20 protein-coding genes and 2 tRNA genes are annotated in these 23,681 nt (G+C 72.5%); 3 read left to right on the top strand and 19 right to left on the bottom strand.

The window, feature by feature from the left end; genetic code table 11:
* Window positions 1-99: 99 nt before the first annotated feature.
* The 8 genes from ACIBH3_RS02985 to ACIBH3_RS02950 form a co-directional block, all read right to left on the bottom strand.
* Window positions 100-172, bottom strand: a tRNA-Ala gene (locus tag ACIBH3_RS02985).
* A gap of 37 nt (window positions 173-209) precedes the next feature.
* Window positions 210-282: transfer RNA gene (locus ACIBH3_RS02980), tRNA-Ala, on the bottom strand.
* Between the two features lie 119 nt (window positions 283-401).
* Complete coding sequence (locus ACIBH3_RS02975; protein WP_396310348.1) at window positions 402-1,049, bottom strand: histidine phosphatase family protein; 648 nt, start codon at window positions 1,047-1,049, stop codon at window positions 402-404.
* The gene (rsfS, locus tag ACIBH3_RS02970; protein WP_396310073.1) at window positions 1,046-1,504 is read right to left on the bottom strand and encodes a ribosome silencing factor; all 459 of its coding nucleotides are present in this window, start codon (window positions 1,502-1,504) and stop codon (window positions 1,046-1,048) included. Before rsfS ends, ACIBH3_RS02975 begins: the two co-directional genes overlap by 4 nt.
* A 198-nt stretch (window positions 1,505-1,702) precedes the next feature.
* Window positions 1,703-3,649 carry an LCP family protein gene (locus tag ACIBH3_RS02965; protein WP_396310072.1) on the bottom strand — a complete coding sequence of 649 codons (1,947 nt, stop codon included), beginning with the start codon at window positions 3,647-3,649 and terminating at the stop codon, window positions 1,703-1,705.
* A 16-nt stretch (window positions 3,650-3,665) separates the two neighbouring features.
* Complete coding sequence (gene nadD / locus ACIBH3_RS02960; RefSeq protein ID WP_396310071.1) at window positions 3,666-4,292, bottom strand: nicotinate-nucleotide adenylyltransferase; 627 nt, start codon at window positions 4,290-4,292, stop codon at window positions 3,666-3,668.
* Window positions 4,293-4,418: 126 nt separating this feature from the next.
* Entirely contained in the window at window positions 4,419-4,643 is a 225-nt protein-coding gene (locus ACIBH3_RS02955) for a hypothetical protein (protein ID WP_396310355.1), read from the bottom strand.
* A 73-nt stretch (window positions 4,644-4,716) separates the two neighbouring features.
* Window positions 4,717-4,863, bottom strand: coding sequence for a hypothetical protein (locus tag ACIBH3_RS02950; RefSeq protein WP_396310070.1), 147 nt, complete (start codon window positions 4,861-4,863; stop codon window positions 4,717-4,719).
* Between the two features lie 261 nt (window positions 4,864-5,124).
* Between ACIBH3_RS02950 and ACIBH3_RS02945 the strand changes: the two genes are divergently transcribed.
* Window positions 5,125-6,201, top strand: a complete 1,077-nt coding sequence (locus tag ACIBH3_RS02945; protein WP_396310069.1) for a M48 family metallopeptidase — start codon at window positions 5,125-5,127, stop codon at window positions 6,199-6,201.
* 112 nt (window positions 6,202-6,313) lie between these two features.
* On the opposite strand, the gene ACIBH3_RS02940 is transcribed toward ACIBH3_RS02945, so the two are convergent.
* From ACIBH3_RS02940 to proB, 5 genes are all read right to left on the bottom strand, one after another.
* Window positions 6,314-7,375, bottom strand: coding sequence for a hypothetical protein (locus ACIBH3_RS02940; RefSeq protein ID WP_396310068.1), 1,062 nt, complete (start codon window positions 7,373-7,375; stop codon window positions 6,314-6,316).
* 86 nt (window positions 7,376-7,461) lie between these two features.
* Window positions 7,462-8,076, bottom strand: a complete 615-nt coding sequence (locus tag ACIBH3_RS02935; RefSeq protein WP_396310067.1) for a hypothetical protein — start codon at window positions 8,074-8,076, stop codon at window positions 7,462-7,464.
* Window positions 8,077-8,154: 78 nt separating this feature from the next.
* On the bottom strand, window positions 8,155-9,477 hold the full coding sequence (locus ACIBH3_RS02930; RefSeq protein ID WP_396310066.1) for a glutamate-5-semialdehyde dehydrogenase: 1,323 nt from the start codon (window positions 9,475-9,477) through the stop codon (window positions 8,155-8,157).
* Between the two features lie 149 nt (window positions 9,478-9,626).
* Entirely contained in the window at window positions 9,627-10,199 is a 573-nt protein-coding gene (locus ACIBH3_RS02925; protein ID WP_396310065.1) for a hypothetical protein, read from the bottom strand.
* A 130-nt stretch (window positions 10,200-10,329) separates the two neighbouring features.
* Window positions 10,330-11,466, bottom strand: coding sequence for a glutamate 5-kinase (proB, locus tag ACIBH3_RS02920; RefSeq protein WP_396310064.1), 1,137 nt, complete (start codon window positions 11,464-11,466; stop codon window positions 10,330-10,332).
* Between the two features lie 340 nt (window positions 11,467-11,806).
* On the opposite strand from proB, the gene ACIBH3_RS02915 reads away from it, so the two are divergent.
* Window positions 11,807-12,616 (top strand): hypothetical protein, encoded by an 810-nt coding sequence (locus tag ACIBH3_RS02915; RefSeq protein ID WP_396310063.1) that lies wholly within the window; start codon window positions 11,807-11,809, stop codon window positions 12,614-12,616.
* 167 nt (window positions 12,617-12,783) lie between these two features.
* Here ACIBH3_RS02915 and obgE read toward each other — a convergent pair whose 3' ends face one another.
* The 5 genes from obgE to ACIBH3_RS02890 form a co-directional block, all read right to left on the bottom strand.
* Window positions 12,784-14,262, bottom strand: a complete 1,479-nt coding sequence (gene obgE, locus ACIBH3_RS02910; protein WP_396310062.1) for a GTPase ObgE — start codon at window positions 14,260-14,262, stop codon at window positions 12,784-12,786.
* A gap of 134 nt (window positions 14,263-14,396) precedes the next feature.
* Window positions 14,397-14,654 carry a 50S ribosomal protein L27 gene (gene rpmA, locus ACIBH3_RS02905; protein WP_396310061.1) on the bottom strand — a complete coding sequence of 86 codons (258 nt, stop codon included), beginning with the start codon at window positions 14,652-14,654 and terminating at the stop codon, window positions 14,397-14,399.
* A gap of 16 nt (window positions 14,655-14,670) precedes the next feature.
* Window positions 14,671-14,985, bottom strand: coding sequence for a 50S ribosomal protein L21 (rplU, locus tag ACIBH3_RS02900; RefSeq protein ID WP_396310060.1), 315 nt, complete (start codon window positions 14,983-14,985; stop codon window positions 14,671-14,673).
* Window positions 14,986-15,208: 223 nt separating this feature from the next.
* Complete coding sequence (locus ACIBH3_RS02895) at window positions 15,209-18,805, bottom strand: ribonuclease E/G (RefSeq protein WP_396310059.1); 3,597 nt, start codon at window positions 18,803-18,805, stop codon at window positions 15,209-15,211.
* A 390-nt stretch (window positions 18,806-19,195) separates the two neighbouring features.
* Window positions 19,196-19,996, bottom strand: a complete 801-nt coding sequence (locus ACIBH3_RS02890) for a TIGR03936 family radical SAM-associated protein (protein ID WP_396310058.1) — start codon at window positions 19,994-19,996, stop codon at window positions 19,196-19,198.
* A gap of 363 nt (window positions 19,997-20,359) precedes the next feature.
* Here ACIBH3_RS02890 and ACIBH3_RS02885 point away from each other — a divergent pair, with 363 nt between their 5' ends.
* Window positions 20,360-21,973 (top strand): recombinase family protein, encoded by a 1,614-nt coding sequence (locus tag ACIBH3_RS02885; RefSeq protein ID WP_396310347.1) that lies wholly within the window; start codon window positions 20,360-20,362, stop codon window positions 21,971-21,973.
* 222 nt (window positions 21,974-22,195) lie between these two features.
* On the opposite strand, the gene ACIBH3_RS02880 is transcribed toward ACIBH3_RS02885, so the two are convergent.
* On the bottom strand, window positions 22,196-23,653 hold the full coding sequence (locus ACIBH3_RS02880) for a replication initiator (protein ID WP_396310057.1): 1,458 nt from the start codon (window positions 23,651-23,653) through the stop codon (window positions 22,196-22,198).
* Between the last annotated feature and the right edge of the window lie 28 nt (window positions 23,654-23,681).

Genomic DNA, 23,681 nt, shown 5'->3' with positions numbered 1-23,681 from the left:
CCCCGGGCGCCTGACGGGGGCCCCGCGCCCGCCCCCCCCCCGGGCCCCCCCCCCCGCGCCCGCCCCCCCCCCGGGGGGGGGCGCCCTTCTCCGTCGTTGTGGAGCTACGGGGAATTGAACCCCGGACCTCTTGCATGCCATGCAAGCGCTCTACCAACTGAGCTACAGCCCCGCGACACGTACGGCCCTCGCGGACCGCTGGTGCGGAGTGGAGCTACGGGGAATTGAACCCCGGACCTCTTGCATGCCATGCAAGCGCTCTACCAACTGAGCTACAGCCCCGCACTCGTAGGATTCCCCGCCTCCCTGCCGGGCGGCGTTCTCTCCTTGCGAACGAGGAAGACTCTAGCTGGTCAGGCCCGGAACTGCGAAATCCCGCACTCAGCGGCCCCACGCGACCGTCAGGTGTCGTCGCCGATCACCGGCTGCGGCAGGGTGCCCGCGTTGTGCTCCAGCAGCCGCCAGCCGCGCGCGCCCCGGCCCAGGACGGACCAGCAGCAGTTCGACAGGCCGCCGAAGCACTCCCAGAGCGGCGGCTCCAGGCCCAGCAGCCAGCCGAGCATGGTGCGGATGGTGCCGCCGTGGCTGACCACCACCAGCGTGCCGTTCTCGGGCAGCTTCTCGACCGCCTCCAGGACGACCGGTACGGCCCGGTCCGCCACCTCGACGGCCAGCTCGCCGCCCCCGCGCCGGACCGGCTCGCCCTGCGCCCAGGCCTCGTACTCCTCGGGGAAGCGCTCGCGGATCTCGGCGTTGGTCAGGCCCTGCCACTCCCCCGCGTACGTCTCACGCAGGCCCTCGTGGTGCTGCACGTCCAGCCCGGCGATCTTGGCCAGCTCCTCGGCGGTACGCCGGGCGCGCTGGAGGTCCGAGGAGATCAGCAGGTCCGGGTGCAGGCCGGACAGCAGACGGGCAGCCCGCTGGGCCTGCAGGACACCCTGGCCGGTCAGCTCGATGTCGGTGCTGCCCTGGAACCGCGACTCGAGGTTCCAGGACGTCTGGCCGTGCCGCCAGAAGACGATGCGCGGACCCCGCGCGTCCCGGCTCAGCTGTAGTCCTCGGCGCCGAAGTTGTCGGCCGGCGCGGTGACGTTGCCGGCCGCGTCGGTGTCCGCGCCCTCGGGGCGGTTGCGGGTCGCCAGCGCGTCCTCGGGCAGCGGCAGCTCGGGGCAGTCCTTCCAGAGCCGGTCGAGTGAGTAGAAGGAGCGCTCCTCGGAGTGCTGGACGTGCACGACGATGTCCAGGTAGTCGAGCAGGATCCAGCGGCCCTCGCGCTCGCCCTCGCGGCGCACGGGCTTCATGTCCAGCTTCTCGCGCAGCTGCTCCTCGATCTCCTCGGCGATCGACTTGACCTGGCGGTCGTTGTTCGCGGAGGCGATCAGGAAGGCGTCGGTGATCGACAGCACCTCGCTGACGTCGAACGCGATGATGTTGTGGGCCAGCTTGTCGGCCGCCGCCTGGGCGGCGACGGTGATGAGCTGCTGGCTGAGGTCGGTGACGGTCACGGTGTACTTCCGGCTCGACTGCTGGGGAGCCCCACGGGCGCAGGCCGGTGGGACGTGCCTTCCAGGATCTCACGCCGCCGCGGCGGCCCCGGACCTATTGTTCGGGACCACCGCGGCCGGGCCGACCGGACAGACGCAGGGGCGACGGCAGGGCCGACGTTAGGGCCGCCCCCCTGCGGCCGCCGGGGCCTGGTGGGCCTACTGGGCCTTCGGCGGCTGGTAGTCCTTGCCGAGGACGACCAGCAGATCTACGCTCTGGCCGTCGCCGACCTTCTTCACCGCCGACTCGGGCAGGTTGAGGCTGGTCGCCAGCGACTTCGCGGCGGCCTGCCGGGCGTCGCTGGTGTACCGGATCTCACTCGCCCCCTGCGGGCCGGCCTTGGCGCCGCCGGGCACGAAGGTCAGGCCCGCGTTGACCACCTGCACCTGGGCCGCGGCCGCCGCCTGGTCGTTGCCGGTGGCGTCCTGGATGGAGACCCGGGCCGGGGCGTTGCCCGCCTCGGCGTTCTGCACGGTGCCGCCGAGCACGTCCTTGACCTGCTTGCCCGCCGTGGCGTCGTCCAGCGTGCCGTCCGGCTTGACCGGCAGCGCGCCGGTGCCGAAGTGCCCGTCCTTGGCCTGCTGGGCGAGCTGCACCAGGACACCGGCCAGGGCCTCCTCCGGCAGCGAGGGGTCGAGCACCGCACCCATCCGGTGCACGTCGTCCTTGGCGTCCTTCAGCTCGACCGGCATCGTCCGTACGACCGCGTCCAGTACCTGCCCGAACCGCTTCAGCTGAGCGTCGCGGCCCTCGCCGGCGGCCTGCAGGGTGGCGTACGCGACGGCGGCCTGGCCGTTCAGCAGGACGTTCTTGCCGGCCGCGGCCAGCACCTTGCCGTCCGCCTTGCCACCGTCACGGACCTCGGCGTCGGTGTCCACCCGGATCCCGCCGAGCTGGGAGACCAGCAGCTGGAGGTACGGGGTGTCCAGCCGCCAGGTACCGGCCACCTGGGCACCGAGCACCGCTCCGAGGCCCTCCCGGGTCCCGGAGGGGCCGAGCGCGTCCAGCGCCTGGCCCACCGTGGTGGTGCCGGAGTCGCCCGTGCCCGGCAGCCGCAGGCCGTCCGGGAGCAGCAGCACCGAGCCCTTGTGGCCGGCCGCGTCGTTGACGATCAGGGCGGTGGAGACCTTGCCCTGGAGGTCCCGCAGGTGCACCACGTTGACCTGGCGCGCTCCGGCGGCCGCGGCCGCCGTCTGCTTCCCGCCGAGCCGGTCGGTCAGCCAGAGGTAGCCCACCCCGCCGCCGGCCAGCACCGCCAGCGCGACCGCGGTGCCGATCAGCCGGGTGCGCAGCTTGCGGCGGCGCTCGTCGCGGCGCTCGGTCCTCGACTCGGCGAACTTGAGCCAGTCGATGACGTCCTCGCTCTCCTCCGCCTCCTCGTCGACGAAGGTGAACTCGCCGGTGTTGTAGTCGTCGTCGCCGGGCTTCGCGCCCTTGGCGGCCTGGGCCTGCGCCGCCCTGTTCGCGCGGGTGCCGCCGACCTGCTCGGAGGGCGCCGCCGGCTTTGCGGGCGGCGCGGGCTCGGGCCGGGCGGGCCTCGGGCGCGGGGGCGCGGGCACCGGCGGCGGCGCCACCGGGGCGGCGGCGGGGGGCTGCGGAACGGCGGTGTACTGCCCGGGCTGCGCGTACTGCTCGCCCTGGCCGTAGCCGGTCTCGGGGTACTGCTGGTGCTGCTGGTACTGCTGCTGGTACCCGTCGTAGCCCGGCTGCCGGTAGCGGTCCGCGGTGGGCGCCTGCTGCTGCGCGTAGGCCTGCGGCTGCCCGTACTGGTCGTACTGGTCGTACGACTGCTGGCCGCCGTGCCCCGACTGCTCGTAGCCTGGCTGCTCGTACCCGCCCTGCCCGTAGGCGCCCTGGACGTGGCTCCCCTGGACGTGGCCGGGCTGCTGCGGGTAGCCGTCGTACCGACCCTGGCCGGCGTACCCCTCCTGGGGCTGCCCGTACTGGTCGTACTGGTCGTACTGCTGGTAGCCGCCCTGGTCGTAGCCGGGCTGCTGCTGGTACCCCGGGTACTGCTGCGACTGCTGCGCGTACCCGGGCTGCTGGGACTGCCCGGCCGGCCAGCCGTCGTCCTCCTGGCCCCTGCGCCCTGCCGTTCCGCTCACGCCGCCCCTCCCGGGATCAAGGCTGGGCCGGCGCGTAGAGCGCCCGCTTGTGGATGTAGCGGACCACGCCGTCCGGGACGAGGTACCAGACCGGTTCGCCGTTGGCGACCCGGTCCCGGCAGTCCGTGGAGGAGATGGCCAGCGCGGGCACCTCCACCAGGGAGACCCCGCCCACCGGAAGCCCGGCGTCCGACAGAGTGTGCCCCGGGCGGGTGCAACCGATGAAGTGGGCGAGCGAGAAGAGTTCCTCGGAGTCCCGCCAGGAGAGGATCTGGGCGAGCGCGTCGGCGCCGGTGATGAAGAACAGGTCGGCGTCCGGGTGCAGCGCGCGCAGGTCGCGCAGCGTGTCCACGGTGTACGTCGGGCCCAGGCGGTCGATGTCGATCCGGCTGACCGAGAACTGCGGGTTCTCGGCGGTCGCGATGACCGTCATGAGGTAGCGGTCCTCGGCCGCGGTCACCCGGCGGTCGCTCTTCTGCCATGGCTGCCCGGTCGGTACGAAGATCACCTCATCGAGGTGGAATGCGCTCGCCACCTCGCTGGCGGCGACCAGGTGCCCGTGATGGATCGGGTCGAAGGTGCCACCCATCACGCCGAGGCGCTTCTTCACCGGTCCGCCGGGGGTCTCGGCCTGCTGTCCCATGCCGCCACACCTTACGCGACGCCCGTTCCGGTGCTACCCCACCGGCCCGCGCGCATACCGAAGGGAGCGTCCGCCGCTCGGCCGGGCGCTCCCGGGGCCTGCCTCACCGCCGCAGCGGTGCCCGGCTCAGCGGTCGCGGTTGAACCGGGTCGTCACGAAGAGCAGCAGCAGCAGGATGAACAGGCCGCCACCACCGGTGAGGTACGGGTTCAGGCTGTCGTGGTTGCCACCCTCGCCCTCGGCGATGAGGTTCAGGACGGGGAGTGCGGCAGCAGTGCTCATGGTCGGCAGGACCTTCTCGGCTCGGGTGACGGACCAGGGGTGCGGGCCGGTGAGGGCCCACCGGGTCATCGTACGGGTGGGCCCGGTGCAACCGCGCGGCGGCCCACTGCGTCTGATCCGGCGTGAGCCGGCGGCGGCATGCTCAGTTGCTGCGCCCGGCCCGCAGCAGGATCCAGGCCAGCAGGCCGACGCCGACGAAGGAGGCGACCACGATCACCCGCAGGAACAGCCCGGGGCCGTTCGCGTCGGAGATCGGACCGGCCAGGGTGACAAGGGCTTCGTGGGACATCGGCGGGCTCCTCGGTCTGCTCTGCACCGCGGCCAGGGCTGGTCTCGGCTCTCCAGGGCATTCAGCGTAAACCGCCCTCGTGCGCGCACCCGCCACCGCCCCCGCGGCCGGGCCGGGCGGGGCGCGCGAAGCGGCCGATGACGCTGCGCCGGGGACGAGTTCGAGGCCGCGAACGTTGCACAGGAAGTCGTTGCAGGCGAAGACCAGCGGGGGCCGGCCACCAGCGCCGGGACCGGCGTCGACCAGGAGGGTACGCACACCATGACCGATACGACCACCAAGAGCCCCAGCCGGCGCCGCCAGCGCTTCCCGGAGATCTCCACCCGGGCCTGGGAGCACCCGGCCGACCGCTCCGCCCTGGTCGCCCTGCGCAAGCTGACCGGCTTCGACGACGTGCTGAAGAAGCTCGCCGGGCTGGTCTCCGAGCGCTCCATCCGGCTGATGTTCCTGGCCACCGCCGTGAAGACCTCCGAGCGCCAGTTCCCCGAGCTCCACAACATGGTGCGCGACGCGGCGTACGTGCTGGACCTGGAGAAGGTCCCGGACCTCTACGTCACGCAGGACCCGGCGGTCAACGCCATGTGCATCGGCATCGACAGCCCGATCATCGTGCTCACCAGCGGCCTGGTCGAGCTGCTGGACGAGGAGGAGCTGCGGGCGGTGGTCGGCCACGAGGTCGGCCACGCGATGTCCGGCCACGCCGTCTACCGCACGATGCTGCTGATCCTCACCAACATCGCCGTCCGGATCGCCTGGGTACCGCTCGGCGGCCTGGCCATCACGGCGCTGATCACCGCGCTCAAGGAGTGGTTCCGCAAGGCCGAACTCTCCTGCGACCGGGCCGGCCTGCTCGCCGGGCAGGACGTCCAGGCCTCGATGCGCGGCCTGATGAAGCTGGCCGGCGGCCACCAGCTCGGCGAGATGAACGTCGACGCCTTCCTGGAGCAGGCCGAGGAGTACGAGAAGGCCGGTGACCTGCGTGACGGCGTACTGAAGCTGCTTCAGGTGCTGCCACAGACGCACCCCTTCGCGGTGGTCCGGGTGGCCCAGCTGAAGAAGTGGGCCGAGAGCGACGAGTACCGCTCCATCCTGGCCGGCGCCTACCCGCGCCGCAGCCAGGACGCGGACACCTCGGTCACCGACCAGTGGAAGGCCGCCGCCGACCACTACTCGACCTCGGTCAAGGAGAGCAAGGACCCGCTGATGGGCCTGATCCGCGATGTCGCGGGCGGCGTCAACACCGTCGGCGGCAAGCTCCGCGACACCTTCACCGGCGCCCGCGCCACCTCGACGGCCGGCTCCGCCTCGTCCTCCGGCGAGGCCGGCGACGTCCGCTGACCGGCGCTGACCACCGCTGACCACCGCTGACCACCGCTGACCACCGCTGACCGGCACGGTGGCCGCCGCTCCCGTACGGGCGGCGGCCACCGGTCGGTCGGAGTCAGCAGCATCAGCCGTTGGCCAGCACCCCGCACTGCTGCCAGGCCGGACGGGCGTGGTTGCCCGGGTCGATGGCCGGCGGCGCCGGCGGGGCCGTACCGCCGGGGGCCGCCAGGATCGGCTGGAGGTAGTTGGCCAGCGGCACACCGCACGCGGTGGGCCCGCTCTGCAGCACCGAGTCGACCAGGCGCAGCTGCCCGGCGGCGATGTCACCGCGATCCAGGTCGAAGTGCAGCTCGCGGCGCACGCTCTGCAGGGTGACCGGGGCCGACTCGGGCGCGCCGGCCGCGCGCAGCGCGTAGACGAAGGTGTGGTCGGTGCTGATCCGCAGCGTCCCGTCGCCCGACTCGTCCACCCGCACGTCGCCCGTCACCTTCACGGAGGCCGTGGCCAGCGCCACCTGCGCCGGGTCGAAGCGGACGATCCAGCCGGTGGCCGCATGATGCTGGTCGTCACTCGCGGTGGCCATGCTCTGGTCGTACTGCGCCAGCTCACCCGGTGTGACGAAGGTCCGTACGTCCCCGGTGTCGCCCTGCGTCAGCGCGCGGGGTGCCAGCGAGGAGGCGACCAGGTAGCGCTGCACGGTGTCCAGCGCCCGGGTCACCTCGATCTTGGTGAAGTGCGCCGTCGCCGCCGCGGCGGGGACGCCCAGCCCCGCGCTGCCGTCCCCGTAACCGACCGGCAGCGCGGCGAACGGATGGGCCGGGTCGCCCACCGGCTGAACGGTGGCGGTCGGGCTCAGCGCCATGAGGCTGACCGTCAGTTGGCTCCCGGCAGGCCGGGTCCCCTCCCGGCTCGGGGAGCTGATGCCGAAGTACACCGCGGCCGCGAACGCCAGCACGATCACCAGCAGCAGGGCGACGGCCTGACGCGGCACCGTGCCCAGCGGGCCGAGCCGGATCCGGGGCCGGGTGGCGCGTCCGAACCCGCCGCCGAGACGCTCACGTGCCGAGAGCTCCTGGATACGGGCAGCGCGCACGAAGGACTCGTCGAAGACGACGGATCGGTACTCGTCCTCGTTTCCGGAACCGCCCTCGGGCGCACCCTCCGGAGGCTCTCGCGGGTCACCCATGACACCAGGGTAAGGCGGTAAGCGCGCCGCCACGAGGGCTCGCGCGCAACTTCCGGCCGGGCACCCGGCGGGCCGGCCCCCGAGGGTCAGCCCGCCGGTGCGATGACGGCCAGCGATGGCTCCGGAGCCAGCGGGGAGGTGCCCGCCCCGGGGCTGCTGCTGCCCGTCTCCGGACGCCGTGGGGAGCCGTTGCCGGCCCCGCCCGCACCCTGGTAGACCGCCGCGACCGCCACCGCGACCAGGCTCACGCCCATGATCACGGCAAGCACCCAGGCGACCGGCCGGTGCCAGCGCTGCTGCGCCACATACCGCCCGCGCGAGGCCTGCGCCGGATCGTACGTGGCGTGCCGGCCCCACCGGGCGCTACGCCCCCAGCGGCCGGCCCGGCGCCCGCCGCCGGCCCGCCCGGGGCCCGACCATGGATCCGGGTAGAGGTGGTCCGCGTCGAGCCCGCTCGGGTAGGGCCGCAGCTCAAGTGGCAGCCCGTCCCCCGGCGGCAGGTCGTAGCTCCAGCCCGGGCCGACCGTCTCCGGCTCGAACCGGGCCTCGGCGGCGGCCAACTGCCGCTCCTTGGCCGTCGGCTCGTGCACGGCGGCGGACCGCACGAAGGCCTCATCGAAGACCACGGTGGCGAACTCGTCATCCGTACCACCGTGGTCGGCGTCGTCGGGGTACGGAGAGCCCCCCACATCCTCAGCCACGGATTCAGCCTATTACCGGGCGGGCGTTTTGTCTGTGGCTCCTCGCAGTTGCTCCCTCACCCGTGTGACGCGGGCAGCTCAGCCGGCCTCGCCCGCACCGCCGACGGTCTGCGTGGCCTCACCCCGGACATGGCCGTCACCAGTGACGATGTACTTGGTGGAGGTCAGCTCCGGCAGGCCCATCGGGCCGCGGGCGTGCAGCTTCTGGGTGGAGATCCCGATCTCCGCGCCGAAGCCGAACTCACTCCCGTCGGTGAAGCGGGTGGAGGCGTTGACGGCGACGGTGGTCGCGTCGACCAACTGGGTGAAGCGGCGGGCGGCGGCCTGCGAGGTGGTCACGATCGCCTCGGTGTGGCCGGAGGACCAGCGGCGGATGTGCGCGACGGCCTCCTCCAGCGAGGGCACCACGGCCGCCGCCAGGTCGTACGAGAGGTACTCCGTCTCCCAGTCCGCATCCGTGGCGGGCACCACGGTGGCCGGCGAGCCCTCGGCGGCCTTCAGCACGGCTTCGTCCCCGTGCACCGTCACCCCGGCCTCGGCGAGAGCGGCCAGCGCCAGCGGGAGGAACTCCTCGGCGATGTCCTGGTGGACGAGCAGGGTCTCGGCGGAGTTGCAGACGCTGACCCGCTGCGCCTTGGAGTTCAGCAGAATGCCGACGGCCATCGCCAGGTCGGCCCGGGCGTCCACGTAGACGTGGCAGTTGCCGGTGCCGGTCTCGATCACCGGGACGGTCGAGCCCTCCACCACGGTGCGGATCAGCGAGGCGCCGCCACGCGGGATCAGGACGTCGACCAGGCCGCGGGCACGCATCAGCTCCTGAACGGAATCGCGGCTCTCGCCGGGCACGAGCTGGATCACGTCGGCGGGCAGGCCGGCCGAGGCGACCGCGTCGCGCAGCACCGCGATCAGCGCGGAGTTGGAGCGGTAGGCCGAGGCCGAGCCGCGCAGCAGGACGGCGTTGCCGGACTTCAGGCAGAGCGCGGCGGCGTCGACGGTGACGTTGGGACGGGCCTCGTAGATGATGCCGACCACGCCGAGCGGCACCCGGACCTGGCGCACGTCCAGGCCGTTGGGCAGCGTGTAGCCGCGCACCACCTCGCCGACCGGATCGGGCAGGCCCGCCACGTCCCGTACGTCGGAGGCGATGGCGGCGATCCGCTCGTCGTCGAGGGTCAGCCGGTCGATGACGGACTCGGCGGTGCCGGCGACGCGGGCGCGGGCGACGTCCTCGGCGTTGGCGGCGGTGATCTCGGCGCTACGGGCCACCAGCGCGTCCGCGATCGCCAGCAGCGCGGCGTCCTTCGCCCGGCGCGGCAGCGGGGCGAGCGCGGCGGCGGCCTCCCGGGCTCGGCGCGCTACGGCGATGACGGGGCTGTCTGCGGGTGCGAGGTCGCTGGTCATGAGCCAAGCGTAACGACTGCCGACCACCCCCCGACCCCCATTTCGGCCGGTGAGACACCCCGGCCCCGCGCCCCCGGTGAGCGGGCCGAAGGGACGCGCCGGTGTCGAAAGGAAGAGCGTCCCGGAGGCGAGCCGAGCCCCGATGAGGTTCAGTACGGGTGCACGCCGCCCAGCTGCGGCGGCGGATCGCCGAAGCCCTCGGCGACCCGCTTGTGGTAGGTGGTGCGGTCGACGACCTCCAGGCCCACGATCTCCCACGCCGGCAGGTTGGCCGTGGCCTTGTGCTCGCCCCACAACCGCAGGGCTATCGCCGCCGCGTCGTGCAGGTCACGGGCCTGCTCCCAGTAGCGGATCTCGGCGTGGTCGGCGGCGTACCGCGCGGTCAGGAAGAACGAGTGGTCGTGGGCCAGCCGCTCCAGCCCGGCCCTGAGCGCCGTCAGCGAGGTCTCCCGCCCCGCGACGCTCAGCACCACGTGCCAGAGCCTGGCCTGCTCGGCCGGCGCCGGAGGGTCAACGCGCGGCTCGCCGCCCGGCCGCAACTCCCGTACGGAGTCGACCGGTTGGGCCTCTTCGGGCCGGCGTCCGGGCAAGCCGGCGGGGGTGGCCGGGTCGGCGGGTTCCGGCGACCCGGCCGGGCCCTCGGTGGTACGCCCGCCCACGATGCTGGTCAGCCTCCGCTCCGCCGTTGCTCCGGGCAGCGCTCCCTGGCCCCTGCGTCCCACCGGCGGCCTCCTGTTCGGCGATGTCGTGTCGTCGGCCGGGCCGGGGCCCCGGCCCGGCGCGTACGGCTGTTCCCCCTTCTCGCCCGGTGCCGGACGGCAGGGGCCCACCCACCCCGTGCGGAGCGGCCTGTCAGCCGCGCAGGACAACCAGGTCGTCACGGTGGACGACCTCGCGCTCGTACGCGGCGCCGAACTCCTGGGCCAGGTCACGTGTGGACCGGCCGAGCAGGCGGGGCAACTCCCTCGCATCAAAGTTGACCAGCCCGCGCGCCACGATGTGGCCGTTTTCGCCAAGAAGGTCCACCGGATCACCCGCAGCGAAGTCGCCGTCGACCTTGGTGACACCGGCCGGCAGGAGCGAGGCCCCGCCCGAGACGACCGCCTCGACCGCGCCCTCGTCCAGGTGGAGGGCACCGCGCGGGCTGCTGGCGTGGGCGAGCCAGAGCAGCCGGTCGGCGCTCCGGCTGCCGGTGCGCAGGAACAGCGTGCCGGTCGGCCGGCCGGCCAGGGCGTCGGCGGCGTGGCTGGCGGCGGTGAGCACGACGGGGATGCCCGCACCGGTGGCGATCCTGGCGGCCTCCACCTTGGTGACCATGCCGCCGGTACCGACCCCGGCCTTGCCGGCGCTGCCGATCTCGATGCCCGCGAGGTCCTGCGGGCCGGCCACCTGTGAGATCCGGCTGGTGCCGGGGCGGCTCGGGTCCCCGTCGTAGAGGCCGTCCACGTCGGAGAGCAGCACCAGCAGGTCGGCGCGGACCAGGTGGGCGACGAGGGCGGCCAGGCGGTCGTTGTCGCCGAACTTGATTTCGGCGGTGGCCACGGTGTCGTTCTCGTTGACGATCGGCATCGCGCCCATCGCCAGCAGTTGGTCGAGGGTGCGGTAGGCGTTGCGGTAGTGCGCGCGGCGGCTGGCGTCCTCGGCGGTCAGCAGCACCTGGCCGACCCGGATGCCGTACCGCGCGAAGGACGCGGTGTAACGGGCGACGAGCAGGCCCTGTCCGACGCTGGCGGCGGCCTGCTGGCGGGCCAGGTCGTGCGGGCGCTTCTCCAGGCCGAGCGGGGCGAGCCCGGCCGCGATGGCGCCGGAGGAGACCAGGACGACCTCGGGCGTGTCCGGGCGGCTGCGCACCTTGGCGAGCGCGTCCACCAGGGCGTCGACCCGGTCGGCGTCCAGGCCGCCGGCCGCGGTGGTGAGTGAGGAGGATCCGACCTTGACGACGATCCGCCGTGCGGTCAGTACTTCCTCCCGCAGTGTCTGGTCGCTCATCGCGCTGGTTCCTCCGCTGTTCCGGGACGGCGGGCGCCCGGCCCGTCGTTCCTCCGCAATCTACGCGATCGGGGCAGCGCGGTCGCATGGGATTCCATCCGCCGGACGGGGACGGCGGGCGCACGATGTTCTCACCAACTCCACCCCGGCTGCTCACCCATGAGGCTGACGATGCGTAAGGGGCGGACAGTGGCTGCTGATAAGGTCCCTGACCGATAGCCAGTTCGGGGGACGGCTTCTTGCCCGCTGTGCCCGTCCAATCTCTCAGCCCATGTTCGGGCGACTCCCGCATGGGCAGGCCGTTGACGGCGCGGGTGGCTGCCCGAGGAAGTACCTCACGATGCGTTCGTACGCCATGAAGCTCACGGTTGCCGGAATGGCCGCCGCCGTCAGCCTCACCCTCACCTCCTGCGGCCCGGACAACAGCGACGTCTCCGGCGACGCCGCCGCGGGCGCCGCGGGCACCACCGCCGCGACGGCCGGCGCTGCCGGCGGAGCCGCAACGGGTGGCGCCGCCGCCGGCGGAGCGACCGCCTCACCCACCGGCGCCGCCGCAGGTGGGGCCGCTGTCGGCGGGGCCGCCACTGGCGGTGCCGCGACCGCCGGAGCCACCGCCGCACCCACCGGCGCGGCCGCGGGTGGCGCCGGTGCGGGCGGTGCCGCCGCGGGTGGCAGCGGCGGCGGTAAGGCCCCGACCGCCGCCACACCCGTCAAGGTCGGCCAGCCGGCCACCGTCGACTTCGCCGACAAGCAGGCCAAGGTCGCCACCAAGCTCCAGGTCACCGTCACCGGCTACGAGACCGGCTCGGTCGACGACCTGAAGGCCGCCGGCGACACCACCGCCGGACTGGAGGGCCGCACCCTCATCTACGTCAGCTACACCATGAAGAACATCGGCGACGCCAGCCTGTCCTTCACCGCACCGGACTCGAAGTTCGCGGTGTACGACCAGAACGGGCAGAAGGGCTGGCCGGCCGGCAACGCGGCGAAGCCGGTGCCCAAGTGCACCGGCGCGAAGTTCCACGGCTTCGCCAAGGGCAACGAGGTCAAGGGCTGCGCCATCGTCTCGCTCACCGGCAACACGGTCAGCAGCGTGGGTTACAGCGACCTGAACGACCTGCTGAAGCTCCAGGCCTCCTGGTCCAAGTGATCCGGCAGAACCGCCGCATCCTCCGCAGCCGCCGGAACAGCAGCAACCGCGGCAACCGTCGGCCCCGCTAGTACGCAGACCGACGCCGCGGCCCCTGCCCCCCACAACGGGGGGCAGGGGCCGCGGCGTTGACCGGGCGTCAGGGCATCGGAGCCCCGGCGGCCAGGTCAGTAGTCCTCGTCGTCGTCACCCTCGACGGCCGCCCGGCCACTGGAGAGCGCCTCGAAGGCCAGGAACTCCGTCTCGGCGGCGTCGCGGCCCTTCTGCTTCTCGCGACGGCGGTCGACGGCCGGACGCGGGCTCTCGAAGCGGTGGTCCTCGCCACGGCGGCCGAGCATCTCGGCGCCCGCGGCCATGGTCGGCTCCCAGTCGAAGACGACGGCGTTCTCGTCGGGGCCGATGATGACGGTGTCGCCCTCGTGCGCGCCGACCTTCCAGAGTTGGTCCTCGACACCGAGGCGGGCCAGACGGTCCGCGAGGTAGCCGACGGCCTCGTCGTTGGAGAAGTCGGTCTGGCGAACCCAGCGCTCGGGCTTGATGCCCCGCACGCGGTACGCGCCGTCCTCCTCGGTGACGGTGAAGCCGGCGTCGTCCACGGCCTTGGGCCGCAGCACGATCCGGGTGCTCTCCTCGACCGGCTTGGCCGCGCGGGCCTCGCCGACGATCTGCGCCATCGCGAAGCTCAGCTCGCGCAGGCCCTTGCGGGAGGCAGCGGAGACCTCGAACACGCGGTAGCCGGCCTCCTCCAGCGAGGAGCGGGTGATGTCGGCGAGGTCCTGACCGTCCGGCACGTCGACCTTGTTGAGCGCGACCAGGCGCGGACGGTCCTCAAGGCCGCCGTACTCGGCGAGCTCGGCCTCGATCGTCTCCAGGTCGGTGAGCGGGTCCCGGCCGGGCTCCAGCGTCGCGCAGTCCAGCACGTGCACCAGGACGGAGCAGCGCTCGACGTGGCGCAGGAACTCCAGGCCCAGGCCCTTGCCCTGGCTGGCGCCCGGGATCAGGCCGGGGACATCGGCGACGGTGTAGACCATCTCACCGGCGGTGACCACACCGAGGTTGGGGATCAGGGTGGTGAAGGGGTAGTCCGCGATCTTCGGCTTGGCGGCCGAGAGCACCGAGATCAGCGAGGACTTGCCGGCGCTCGGGTACCCGACCAGCGCCACGTCCGCGACGGACTTGAGCTCCATCACAATGTCGCGGGCCTCGCCGGGCTCGCCGAGCAGCGCGAAACCGGGGGCCTTGCGGCGGGCCGAGGCCAGCGAGGAGTTGCCCAGGCCGCCCCGGCCGCCGGCGGCGGCGACGAAGCTGGTGCCATGGCCGACCAGGTCGGCCAGCACGTTGCCCTCGCGGTCGAGCACCACGGTGCCGTCCGGCACCGGGAGGATCAGGTCCTCGCCGGTGGAGCCGGTGCGGTGGCCGCCCGCGCCCGGCTTGCCGTTGGTGGCCTTGCGCTTGGGCGAGTGGTGGTACTCGAGCAGGGTGGTGATGTTGGCGTCGACCATGAGGATGACGCTGCCGCCCTCACCGCCGTTGCCGCCGTCGGGCCCGCCGAGCGGCTTGAACTTCTCCCGGTGCACGGAGGCGCAGCCATGGCCTCCGTTACCCGCGGCGACGTGCAGTTCGACGCGGTCCACGAAGGTGGTCATTGGGTTGGCCTCCAGCTAGGAAAATGTGGGTCAAAGCGGACGAACCGCCCCGGATAAAGCGTGAAGGGTGGACCGGAAATTCCGGTCCACCCTCCAGAAGTCTTACCAGTGTCGCTGATGCGACGTCAGGAAGATCAGGCCTCGACGGCCACGATGTTCACGACGCGACGGCCACGACGGTTGCCGAACTGAACCGCACCGGCGGTCAGCGCGAACAGGGTGTCGTCGCCACCACGGCCGACGCCGGCACCCGGGTGGAAGTGGGTGCCGCGCTGGCGGACGAGGATCTCGCCGGCGCTGACGACCTGGCCGCCGAAGCGCTTCACGCCGAGGCGCTGGGCGTTCGAGTCACGGCCGTTACGGGTAGAGCTTGCGCCCTTCTTGTGTGCCATCTCGCTATCCCCTTACTTACTTCGCGGAGTCGATGCTCGTGATGCGGACGGCGGTGTGACGCTGGCGGTGGCCCTGGCGACGACGGTAGCCGGTCTTGTTCTTGTAGCGAAGGATGACGAGCTTCTCACCCTTGGTGTGGTCGACGACCTCGGCGTGGACCTTCACGCCGGCGAGGATCCACGGGTCGCTGGTGACGGCCTCGCCGTCGACAAGCAGGATGGTCGACAGCTCGACCGAGTCACCCGGCTTGACGTCAACACGGTCAATTTCCAGCACGTCGCCGACGGCGACCTTGTGCTGGCGGCCGCCGGCGCGAACGATCGCGTACATGCGGTACCTGCTTCCTGTTACTCGGTCGGAACTCTCGATGCCAGCCGCCTGGGTACGGACACAGGCGGCCTCCCCCGTTCCCAGGAAGGGATCGGGAGGTGATCTGCTCGGGAGCATGGCGTAGACACGCCGATGTTCAAGAATACGGATCGGCTGCCCCTGGGGCAAACCGGGCCGTACGCGTCCGGGGCGGGCGGTCTCCCACCCGCCCCGGACGATGGGCCTACTCGGCCGCCGTATCACCCTCGGCGGCCGCTGCCTTCTTGGCCGCCGCGCTCGTCCGCTTGGTCGCGGTCTTGCGGGCGGTGGTCTTCTTGGCGACGGCTGCCGTGGTCTTCTTGGCAGCGGTCTTCTTGGCGGCGGCCTTGCGCGGGGCCCGCTTCTTCGGCGCGGGAGCCTCCTCGGCCTCCGCCTCCGTCTCCGCGGGGGCCGGCGCCTCGGCCGGCTCGCCGGCCTCGGGCTCCGCCGCGGCGCTCACGGCCTCCGGCTCGACCTCGGCCACAGCCACGGCGGCCTCGGCGACCGGCTCGGCCACGACGGCCTCGGCAGCCGGCGCGGCCTTGGGCGCCGCGGCGAGCGCGGCCTCCATCGCCGCGTCCGCGCGGGCCTGCAGGACCACGATCTCCGCCTCGCCCGGCGCGCCGGCCGGCGCGGTGGCCTTGCGCACCGCACGACGGCGGGTACGACCACCGGGGGCGGGCGTGGCCGGGATCTCGACCAGGCTCGGCTGGGCCTCCACCACGGGCTCGGGCTCGGCCACCACGGGCTCCGCCGGCGCCGCAGCCTCGGCCGCCGCCTGCGGGGCCTCGAACTCCGGCTGCTCACCGGAGGGGACGAGCTCGAACTCCTCGTGCTCGTGCTCGTGGTCCTCGCCCACGGCCTCCGCCGTCAGCGGCTCCTCGTGCGCGGCGCCACCCTTGCCACGGCGACGGCGCTTGCCGCCACCCGACGCGGCCTCGCCGGAGGTGCCCACCGGGCCACCGCCGCCACCGGGGGCGGTCGGCTGCTCCATGTGCACGATGACGCCACGGCCGTTGCAGTGCACGCACGGCTCGGAGAAGGACTCCAGCAGGCCCTGGCCGACCCGCTTGCGGGTCATCTGCACCAGGCCCAGCGAGGTGACCTCGGCCACCTGGTGCTTGGTCCGGTCCCGGCCCAGGCACTCCAGCAACCGGCGCAGCACCAGGTCGCGGTTGGACTCCAGCACCATGTCGATGAAGTCGATCACGATGATGCCGCCGAGGTCGCGCAGCCGCAGCTGCCGCACGATCTCCTCGGCCGCCTCGATGTTGTTGCGGGTGACGGTCTCCTCGAGGTTGCCGCCCTGCCCGACGAACTTGCCGGTGTTGACGTCGACGACGACCATCGCCTCGGTCCGGTCGATCACCAGCGAACCGCCACTGGGCAGCCAGACCTTGCGGTCCAGCGCCTTCATCAGCTGCTCGTCGATCCGGTACGTGGCGAACACGTCCACGTCGGACGTCCAGCGCTGGAGCCGCTCGGCCAGGTCGGGGGCGACGCCGCCGACGTACTCGTGGATGGTCTTCCACGCCTCGTCGCCGGAGACGATGACCTTGGTGAAGTCCTCGTTGAAGATGTCGCGCACGACCCGGACGGTCATGTCGGGCTCGCCGTAGAGCAGCGCCGGGGCGTTGCCGGTGGCGGCCTTCTTCTGGATCTCCTCCCACTGCGCCTGCAGGCGCTGCACGTCACGCGTCAGCTCGTCCTCGCTGGCGCCCTCGGCGGCGGTGCGCACGATGACGCCCGCGTCCTCGGGGACGATCTTCTTGAGGATCTGCTTCAGGCGGGCGCGCTCGTTCTCGGGCAGCTTGCGGCTGATCCCGGTCATCGAGCCCTCGGGGACGTACACCAGGTAGCGGCCCGGGAGGGAGATCTGGCTGGTCAGACGGGCGCCCTTGTGGCCGATCGGGTCCTTGGAGACCTGCACCAGCACGGACTGGCCGGACTTGAGCACCGACTCGATCCGGCGCGGGCCACCGTGGCCGCCCAGCGCACCGAAGTTGACCTCACCGGCGTACAGCACCGCGTTGCGGCCCTTGCCGATGTCGACGAACGCGGCCTCCATCGACGGCAGCACGTTCTGGACCTTGCCCAGGTAGACGTTGCCGACGTACGAGGTGGCCTGCTCCTTGTTGACGTAGTGCTCGACGAGCACGCCGTCCTCCAGGACGCCGATCTGGGTGCGCAGGCCGTTCTGGCGGACCACCATGACCCGCTCGACCGACTCACGGCGGGCCAGGAACTCGGCCTCGGTGATGATCGGCACCCGGCGGCGGCCCAGCTCGCGGCCCTCACGGCGGCGCTGCTTCTTGGCCTCCAGGCGGGTGGAGCCCTTGATGGACTGCACCTCGTCCGGGTCGAACGACGGCTCGGTGGAGCGGCGGCGCGGCTCGCGCACCTTCACCACCGTGCGGACGCCGTCCTCGGTGGTCTCGGCGGCCACCTCGACGCCCGTCTCACCGCTGCGGCGACGGCGACGGCGGCGACGGCGGGACGAGGCCAGGCCACCGGCCAGGTCGTCGTCCTCGTCCTCCTCCTCGGCGACGGCCTCGGCCGCCTCCTCGTCGGGCTGCTCGATCTCCTGGGTCTCCGGCTCGAAGTCCTCGGCCTCACCGCGGCGACGGCGACGGCCACCCCGGCGACGACGACGGGACGGACGACCGTCCTCCTCCCACTCGCCCTCCTGCTCGGGGCCGGCAGTGACGGCCTCGGCGCGCGGCTCGGCCGGCGCGGCGGCGGGCGCCGCGGGCGGCTGCTCGACCGGCGCGGGCGCGGCCACCGGGGCGGCCGGCGCGGCGGCCTGCGCACCGCGCTTCTGCTGGCGGGTCGGGGTCTGCACCCGGACCTGGGTACGGGTGCGGCGACGGCGGCCGACACCGCTGTACTCGAACTCCTCGTCCTCCTCCGCCGGGGCGGCCGGCGCGGCGGGGGCGCTCGACGCGGCCGGGGCGGCCGGAGCCGCGGCGGCGGGCGCCACCGGGGCGGCCGGCTGCGCGGGCGCGGCCACGAACGGCGCCGGCTCCTGGAAGACCGGGGCCTGGAAGATGGCGGTGGACGGACGCACGGCGCGGCGGCGGGCCCGGGGGGCCGGCTCGGGCTCGACGGCGGGCGCGGCCGGTGCCGGCTCCACGACCGGCGCGGGGGCCGGGGTCTCGGCGGCCTGCTCGGCGGCCTCCTCCTCGGCGGGCTCCTCGGCGGCCGGGGTCTCCTCGACCACCGGCTCGACCACCGGCGCGGCCTCGACCACACGCCGACGGCGGGTACGACGGGCCGGTGCGGCCGGCGCCTCCTCGGCGGCGGGCGCCTCGGCGGCCGGCGCGGCCACGGGCTCGGCGGCCGGCGCGGCCACCACGACCTCGGCGGCCTCCGGCGCCCCGGCGGGGGCCTCGGCACGCTTACGGGTACGGCGGGCCCGGACGGGCTTCTCCGCCACCGGGGCCTCCTCGGCCACGGTCACGGCCTCGGCCGCCGGCGCGGCCACCACGACCTCGGCGGCCTCCGGCGCCCCGGCGGGGGCCTCGGCACGCTTACGGGTACGGCGGGCCCGGACGGGCTTCTCCGCCACCGGGGCCTCCTCGGCCACGGTCACGGCCTCGGCCGCCGGAGCCGGGGTGGCCTCGGCCACCGGCTCGGCCGGGATGACCGTCTCGGCGGTCCCCGCCGCGGCACCCTGCGGGGTGCCCGCCGGGCGGGAGACCGCACGGCGGCGGCGACGCGGGGGCGCGGCGGACGCGCCCTCGGTGCCGGATTCGTTGTTGTCCGCTGCCGCAGCCTGCTGCGGATCGGTGTTATCGAGCATGCGGGTGGATCTCCCGTCAGGCCCCCGGGCTCCACATCCGGGCACGGCGCGGCACCGGTGGCCGGCCGGCATCGTCCGATGCTCGGGCCGGACCCTCAACGGTGCCGCCGCGCGGACGCGAGGCCGCACAGGGGCTCGTAGTCTCGCTCGGCGCCCCGCACTCTGCGGGGTGTCGAAAGTCTTCTGGTCTGGCCAGTCTTCTCAGGTCTTCCCAAGCTGTGCCGTCCCCCAACCCGGGTGGCTCCCGGAGGGGGTCCCGGGCCCACCGACCATCGGGGTCGGCGGGCCGCAGGAGGCCGGCCTTTGCTTCGACGACGCTCGCTCCCCTGGGGAGCCGCGGGGGCCTGGAGGGCCGGACGGTCCAGATCTCTGGACCCGGGCCTCCGCCCGCTAGGCGGACGCGGTTGCGCGCGGCTCGGCGGCCGCAACAGGGCCGGCCGGGGCCGCGGCGCGGTCGAGCGCCAGCGGGTCGGTCACCGTGCCGGTCTCCTCGTCGAGCGGCCCCTGCGCCAGCCTGGTCACCTCAGCGGGGACCGGCGGCGCGAGGTCGGCCGTCGCACGAAGACCGGACAATACGTCGTCGGGTCGTACGGCGGGTGTGGCGTGTCGTACTACCAGGCGCAGTATCGCACAGCCACGGCCCGTCCGAACATCGCGGGGCCCCTCAGCGGTCGTGTCAGGACCACTGTCGACCTGCGGCGGGAGCAGTTCGAGTACCGCGACCGCGCCGCGCGCGTCGAAGACCCGGACACCGTTCTTGGTCAGGCGTTCGACCTCGACCCGCTCGGCGGCGAGGAAGAGCGCGATCGCGCCGGCGGCCTCGTCCTGCCCGACCCCGTCCAGGCGGACCTGCCACTCCGAGGCCTCCAGACGCTCCACGAAGTTCGGGGTGCGGACCTCGACGGCGTCGGTGATGTCCAGGCCGGCCGGCAGCGACTCGTCGAGCTGGGCCCGCAGCGCCTGCGGGTCGCGGATCTCGGCGAGGCCGATCTCCAGGTACTCCGCCTCGCTAGCCACCCCGGTGGGGGCGGCGTTGGCGTAGGACACCTTGGGGTGCGGGGTGAAGCCGGCCGAGTAGGCCATGGGTACGGCCGAGCGGCGCAGTGCGCGCTCGAAGGCGCGCTGGAAGTCACGGTGGCTGGTGAAGCGCAGCCGGCCGCGCTTGGTGTAGCGGAGACGGATGCGCTGCACCGTCGGCGCGGGCGGCGGACCGTCGGGCGTACGGCGTGCCAGGTCGCTCAGTCCTTAGTCAGTTTCCCGGTCCGGCCGACGCCTGCTGGCTCTGGCCGGACTCTGTCACACCAAGGGTACGCGTCCGCGCACCCGCCTCGCTCCGCCCCAGGTCACACCCCTGGCCGAACGCGAATCCCCGGCCGGAGGCGTCTGGCCGGGGATTCGTGGAGGGTTCGCGCTACTGCACGACCGCGCCTTGACGACCGCTACTTGACGACCGTCAGCGGCAGCAGCTTCTTGCCGGTCGGGCCGATCTGGATCTGGGTGTCCATCTGCGGGCATATGGACATGACTCAACAATCGCAACTACCCTCCGTATACATGGGGCGACAGGCGCAGACCAAGGCTGAGCGGCAGCAGCCGCAGTACGACGTGGAGACGGAGTGGTCTCCGGCAGATCGCAAGCTCTTGGAAGAGCTGAAGCGAGCCGAGACACAACTTCCCGAGGACGCACCACGGGCCCTCTTGTCCGTGCGACTGTCGGTTCTCACCGACGAGACCACGTCTCCTGTCCGCCAGGAGCTTGACCTTCGGCTCCTGGCGCGAGACATGGGCGTGCGGGTGGTGGGCGTTGCGAGCGACCTGAACGTCAGCGCCACGAAGGTCCCGCCGTGGAAGCGCAAGCAACTCGGTGACTGGCTCAACAACCGGGCCCCTGAGTTCGACGTCCTGTTGTTCTGGAAGATGGACCGCTTCGTCCGCCGGCTCTCAGACCTCAGCACGATGATCGACTGGTGCCTTAAGTACGGGAAGAACCTCGTCTCCAAGAACGACTCGATCGACCTGTCCACCGTGGTCGGAAAGATCATGGTCACGCTGATTGGCGGTCTTGCCGAGATCGAAGCCAGCAACACCTCCACCCGCGTCACGAGCCTCTGGGACTACACCAAGACCCAAGGTGACTGGCTGGTCGGCAAGCCCGCCTATGGCTACGTGACCGCCGAAGGCGAGGACGGCAAGACCGTGCTGGCCTTCGATGACACGGCTTGCAAGGTGCTGCGCTGGTGCCACCGCCGGGCGTCGAAGATCTCCGCTTCCCAGATGGTACGCATCATCAAACGGGCTGGTGTGCCCGACGCCAAAGGGCTGACCACATCGACACTGCTCCGGCGGCTCAAGAATCCAGCGCTCATGGGATACCGCGTAGAAGAGGACAAGAGCGGTGTTGGACGCAAGTCCAAGCTCGTCCTGGGCAAGGACGGCAAGCCGATCAAGGTTGCTGAGCCGATCTTCTCAGAGGAGGAGTTCACGCAGCTCCAGAAGGACCTTGAGACCCGAGCCAGGAACCAGCCCGCCCGCCAGGAGGGAGGCGCCTCCAGGTTCCTGGGCGTCTTGATCTGTAAGGACTGCAAGACCAACCTCACCGTCCAGGTCACCACCACCAAGGGCGTTCGCTACAGGTACATGCGGTGTAGCGGCTGCAAGGCCGGGGGTCCCGGGGTGAACAACCCGGATGTCCTGTACTCCGCGCTGGTGACGGACGTGCTCAAGGTGCTCGGGGACGAGCCGGTTCTCGTGAGGGAGTACGCGAAGGGAGCCGAGGCGCTGAAGAACAAGAAGCGGCTGGAGGAGTCTGTCAGCTACTACATGAAGGGCCTGGAACCCGGTGGACGCTTCGACCGGAGTCCGTTCACCCGCCAACAGGCAGAAGAGACGCTGGACCAGCTGATCAGCGACCTGAGCGCCATCGACCCGGAGTCCACGCAGGACAGGTGGGTGAACGCCGCCAACGGCAAGAGCTTCCGGCAGCACTGGGAGGAGGGAGGCATGGAGGCCATGTCTGCGGACCTACTGCGTGTCGGCATCAAGTGCGCGGTCGCTAGGACGAAGGTCCCCGGCCAGCGGCAGCCGTCCATCCATCTCAAGCTCATGATCCCGAAGGACGTGAAGGCTCGTCTCGTTGTGAAGGAGGACGACTTCGGCGTCAGGTTCTAGGAACGATGGGTGAGCGCGGCCATCGGCACATGGTGACGGCCGCGCTCGCCTATAGCTTGTCCGGGTGGTACGGCTCCTCATTGCCGTCTTGGTCCACGATGACGATCTCAGTTTCAATGAGCTGAGCTACTGACTGACGAACCGACGCCACCAAGCTCGTCTTGGAACATGGGCGGCTGCGCGGAAGGCGCCGCACCCTGTCCTCATCCTGGCGGCGCCCGGTCACCTCGGCTCCTGGGGCGGGCCAGAGCATGCCAGTTCTTCCCGTGCGGTCTCGCGGTTCGTGGCGATGTCTTCGGCGATTCCGGCGGCGATGAGTGCTTCGGCGGGGGTGTGGCCGGTCCCGGCGAAGCGCCAGGCGGTCTCGGTGGTGGCGGCGTCGTCCCGGTCGGCGAAGAGTTCGCGGGTGCCGGCCAGGGTGCGGGCGTGTTCGGCGCGGTCGGCCCGCAGTTGGCCGTAGGTGGTGGAGTAGGCGCGGGTCTTGGTGAGGCAGTGGCCCCGGTAGCCGAGCATGTGGGCCCAGGCCCGCAGCCGTAAGTGCTCCAGCTCCGGCAGGGCGCCGAGCCGCCAGGCGGTCGCAATCAGAGCCCGGACGTGCGGGGTGACGCGCAGCGCGCGGATGTCCGCCAGGGAGTCGATGCGGCGATCGACTGCCCCGGCTGCTTCCACGCTCTTGCTGGTGTACTTGGCGACGTAGGCCGCCACGGCCTCATCCGTGATCCGGCCGCCGTCCCCGCCTGTGAGGGGGTGGGCGTCGAGCTGGGTGCCGAAGCCGAGCCGCGTGTCTGCGTAGGCGGCCGAGTCCGGCGGGGCCAGTGCCACGACGGCGGCCGCGGTACGGACTGTCTCAAGCAGGAGATTGGTCGTGGCCCAGGTCGGGGGCGGGGAGTTGGGTCCGTCTGGGCTGTCGAGGCGGATGACGGCGTGGAAGTGGATGGCGCCGCGCTTTTGGTACTCGGCGACCTTGGCGGCTGAGACCCGCACCAGCTTGCGGACGGCGGTGCGGCCGACACCGGCGCGGGTGGCGAGGTGGTGGTACAGGTTGTCCCGGAAGGCCTTCCACAGCGCGGGGGCCGCCGCGTTCCACAGCACGTGGCCCACGTAGTCGTAGCAGGCCGGGCACAGCGGCTGACCGACGAGCGGATCCGTGTCCGGGTGCTCCAGGCCGCAGCCGTGCCGCCCGCCGTGCTCGCACCGTCCGCGCCGAACCGGGTGGCACTGGCCGGCTCGGTGCACGGCGCCGAATGAGGGGGCGGTGAGGGTGATGAACAGCCGGGGGTGGGTGCGTACCGAGTCGGGTACGCCCTTGCCGCCGGTCAGGCCCGCGCGCACCAGGTGGAAGGTGTCGCCGGAGTGCTCGCGCGAGCAGGGTGCGCAGCGGGTGGCCCGGCGGTTGCGGCAGCGGATGGCCAGGCGTCCGCCGGGTTCGGTCGCGGTGGAGTAGTGCCGCAGGAGTTGGCCGGTGGCGGTGTCCCGGGTGGTGCTGTGTCCGGTGAGGTAGATCGGGTTGGCGCAGCCGCCGGTGGCGCGGATCTGTTCGATCCAGCGGTTGAGGTCGGGTGTCTGGCCGAGGCGGACCAGGTCGCGGTCGATGTCGGGCAGTGTGCGTAGCCGCGCCTCCTGGTTGAGGTGGGCGCGGCGCGCGGTGGGGTCGGTCCAGGGGTTGCCGGGCGGGGTCATGGGGGGTGTCTCCAGGGCCAGGGTTGGC

This window comes from Kitasatospora sp. NPDC050543, from assembly GCF_044457565.1.
Lineage (GTDB): Bacteria > Actinomycetota > Actinomycetes > Streptomycetales > Streptomycetaceae > Kitasatospora.
Note: the sequence above shows the minus strand (reverse complement) of the source record. Positions and strands in the feature narration are given on the sequence as shown.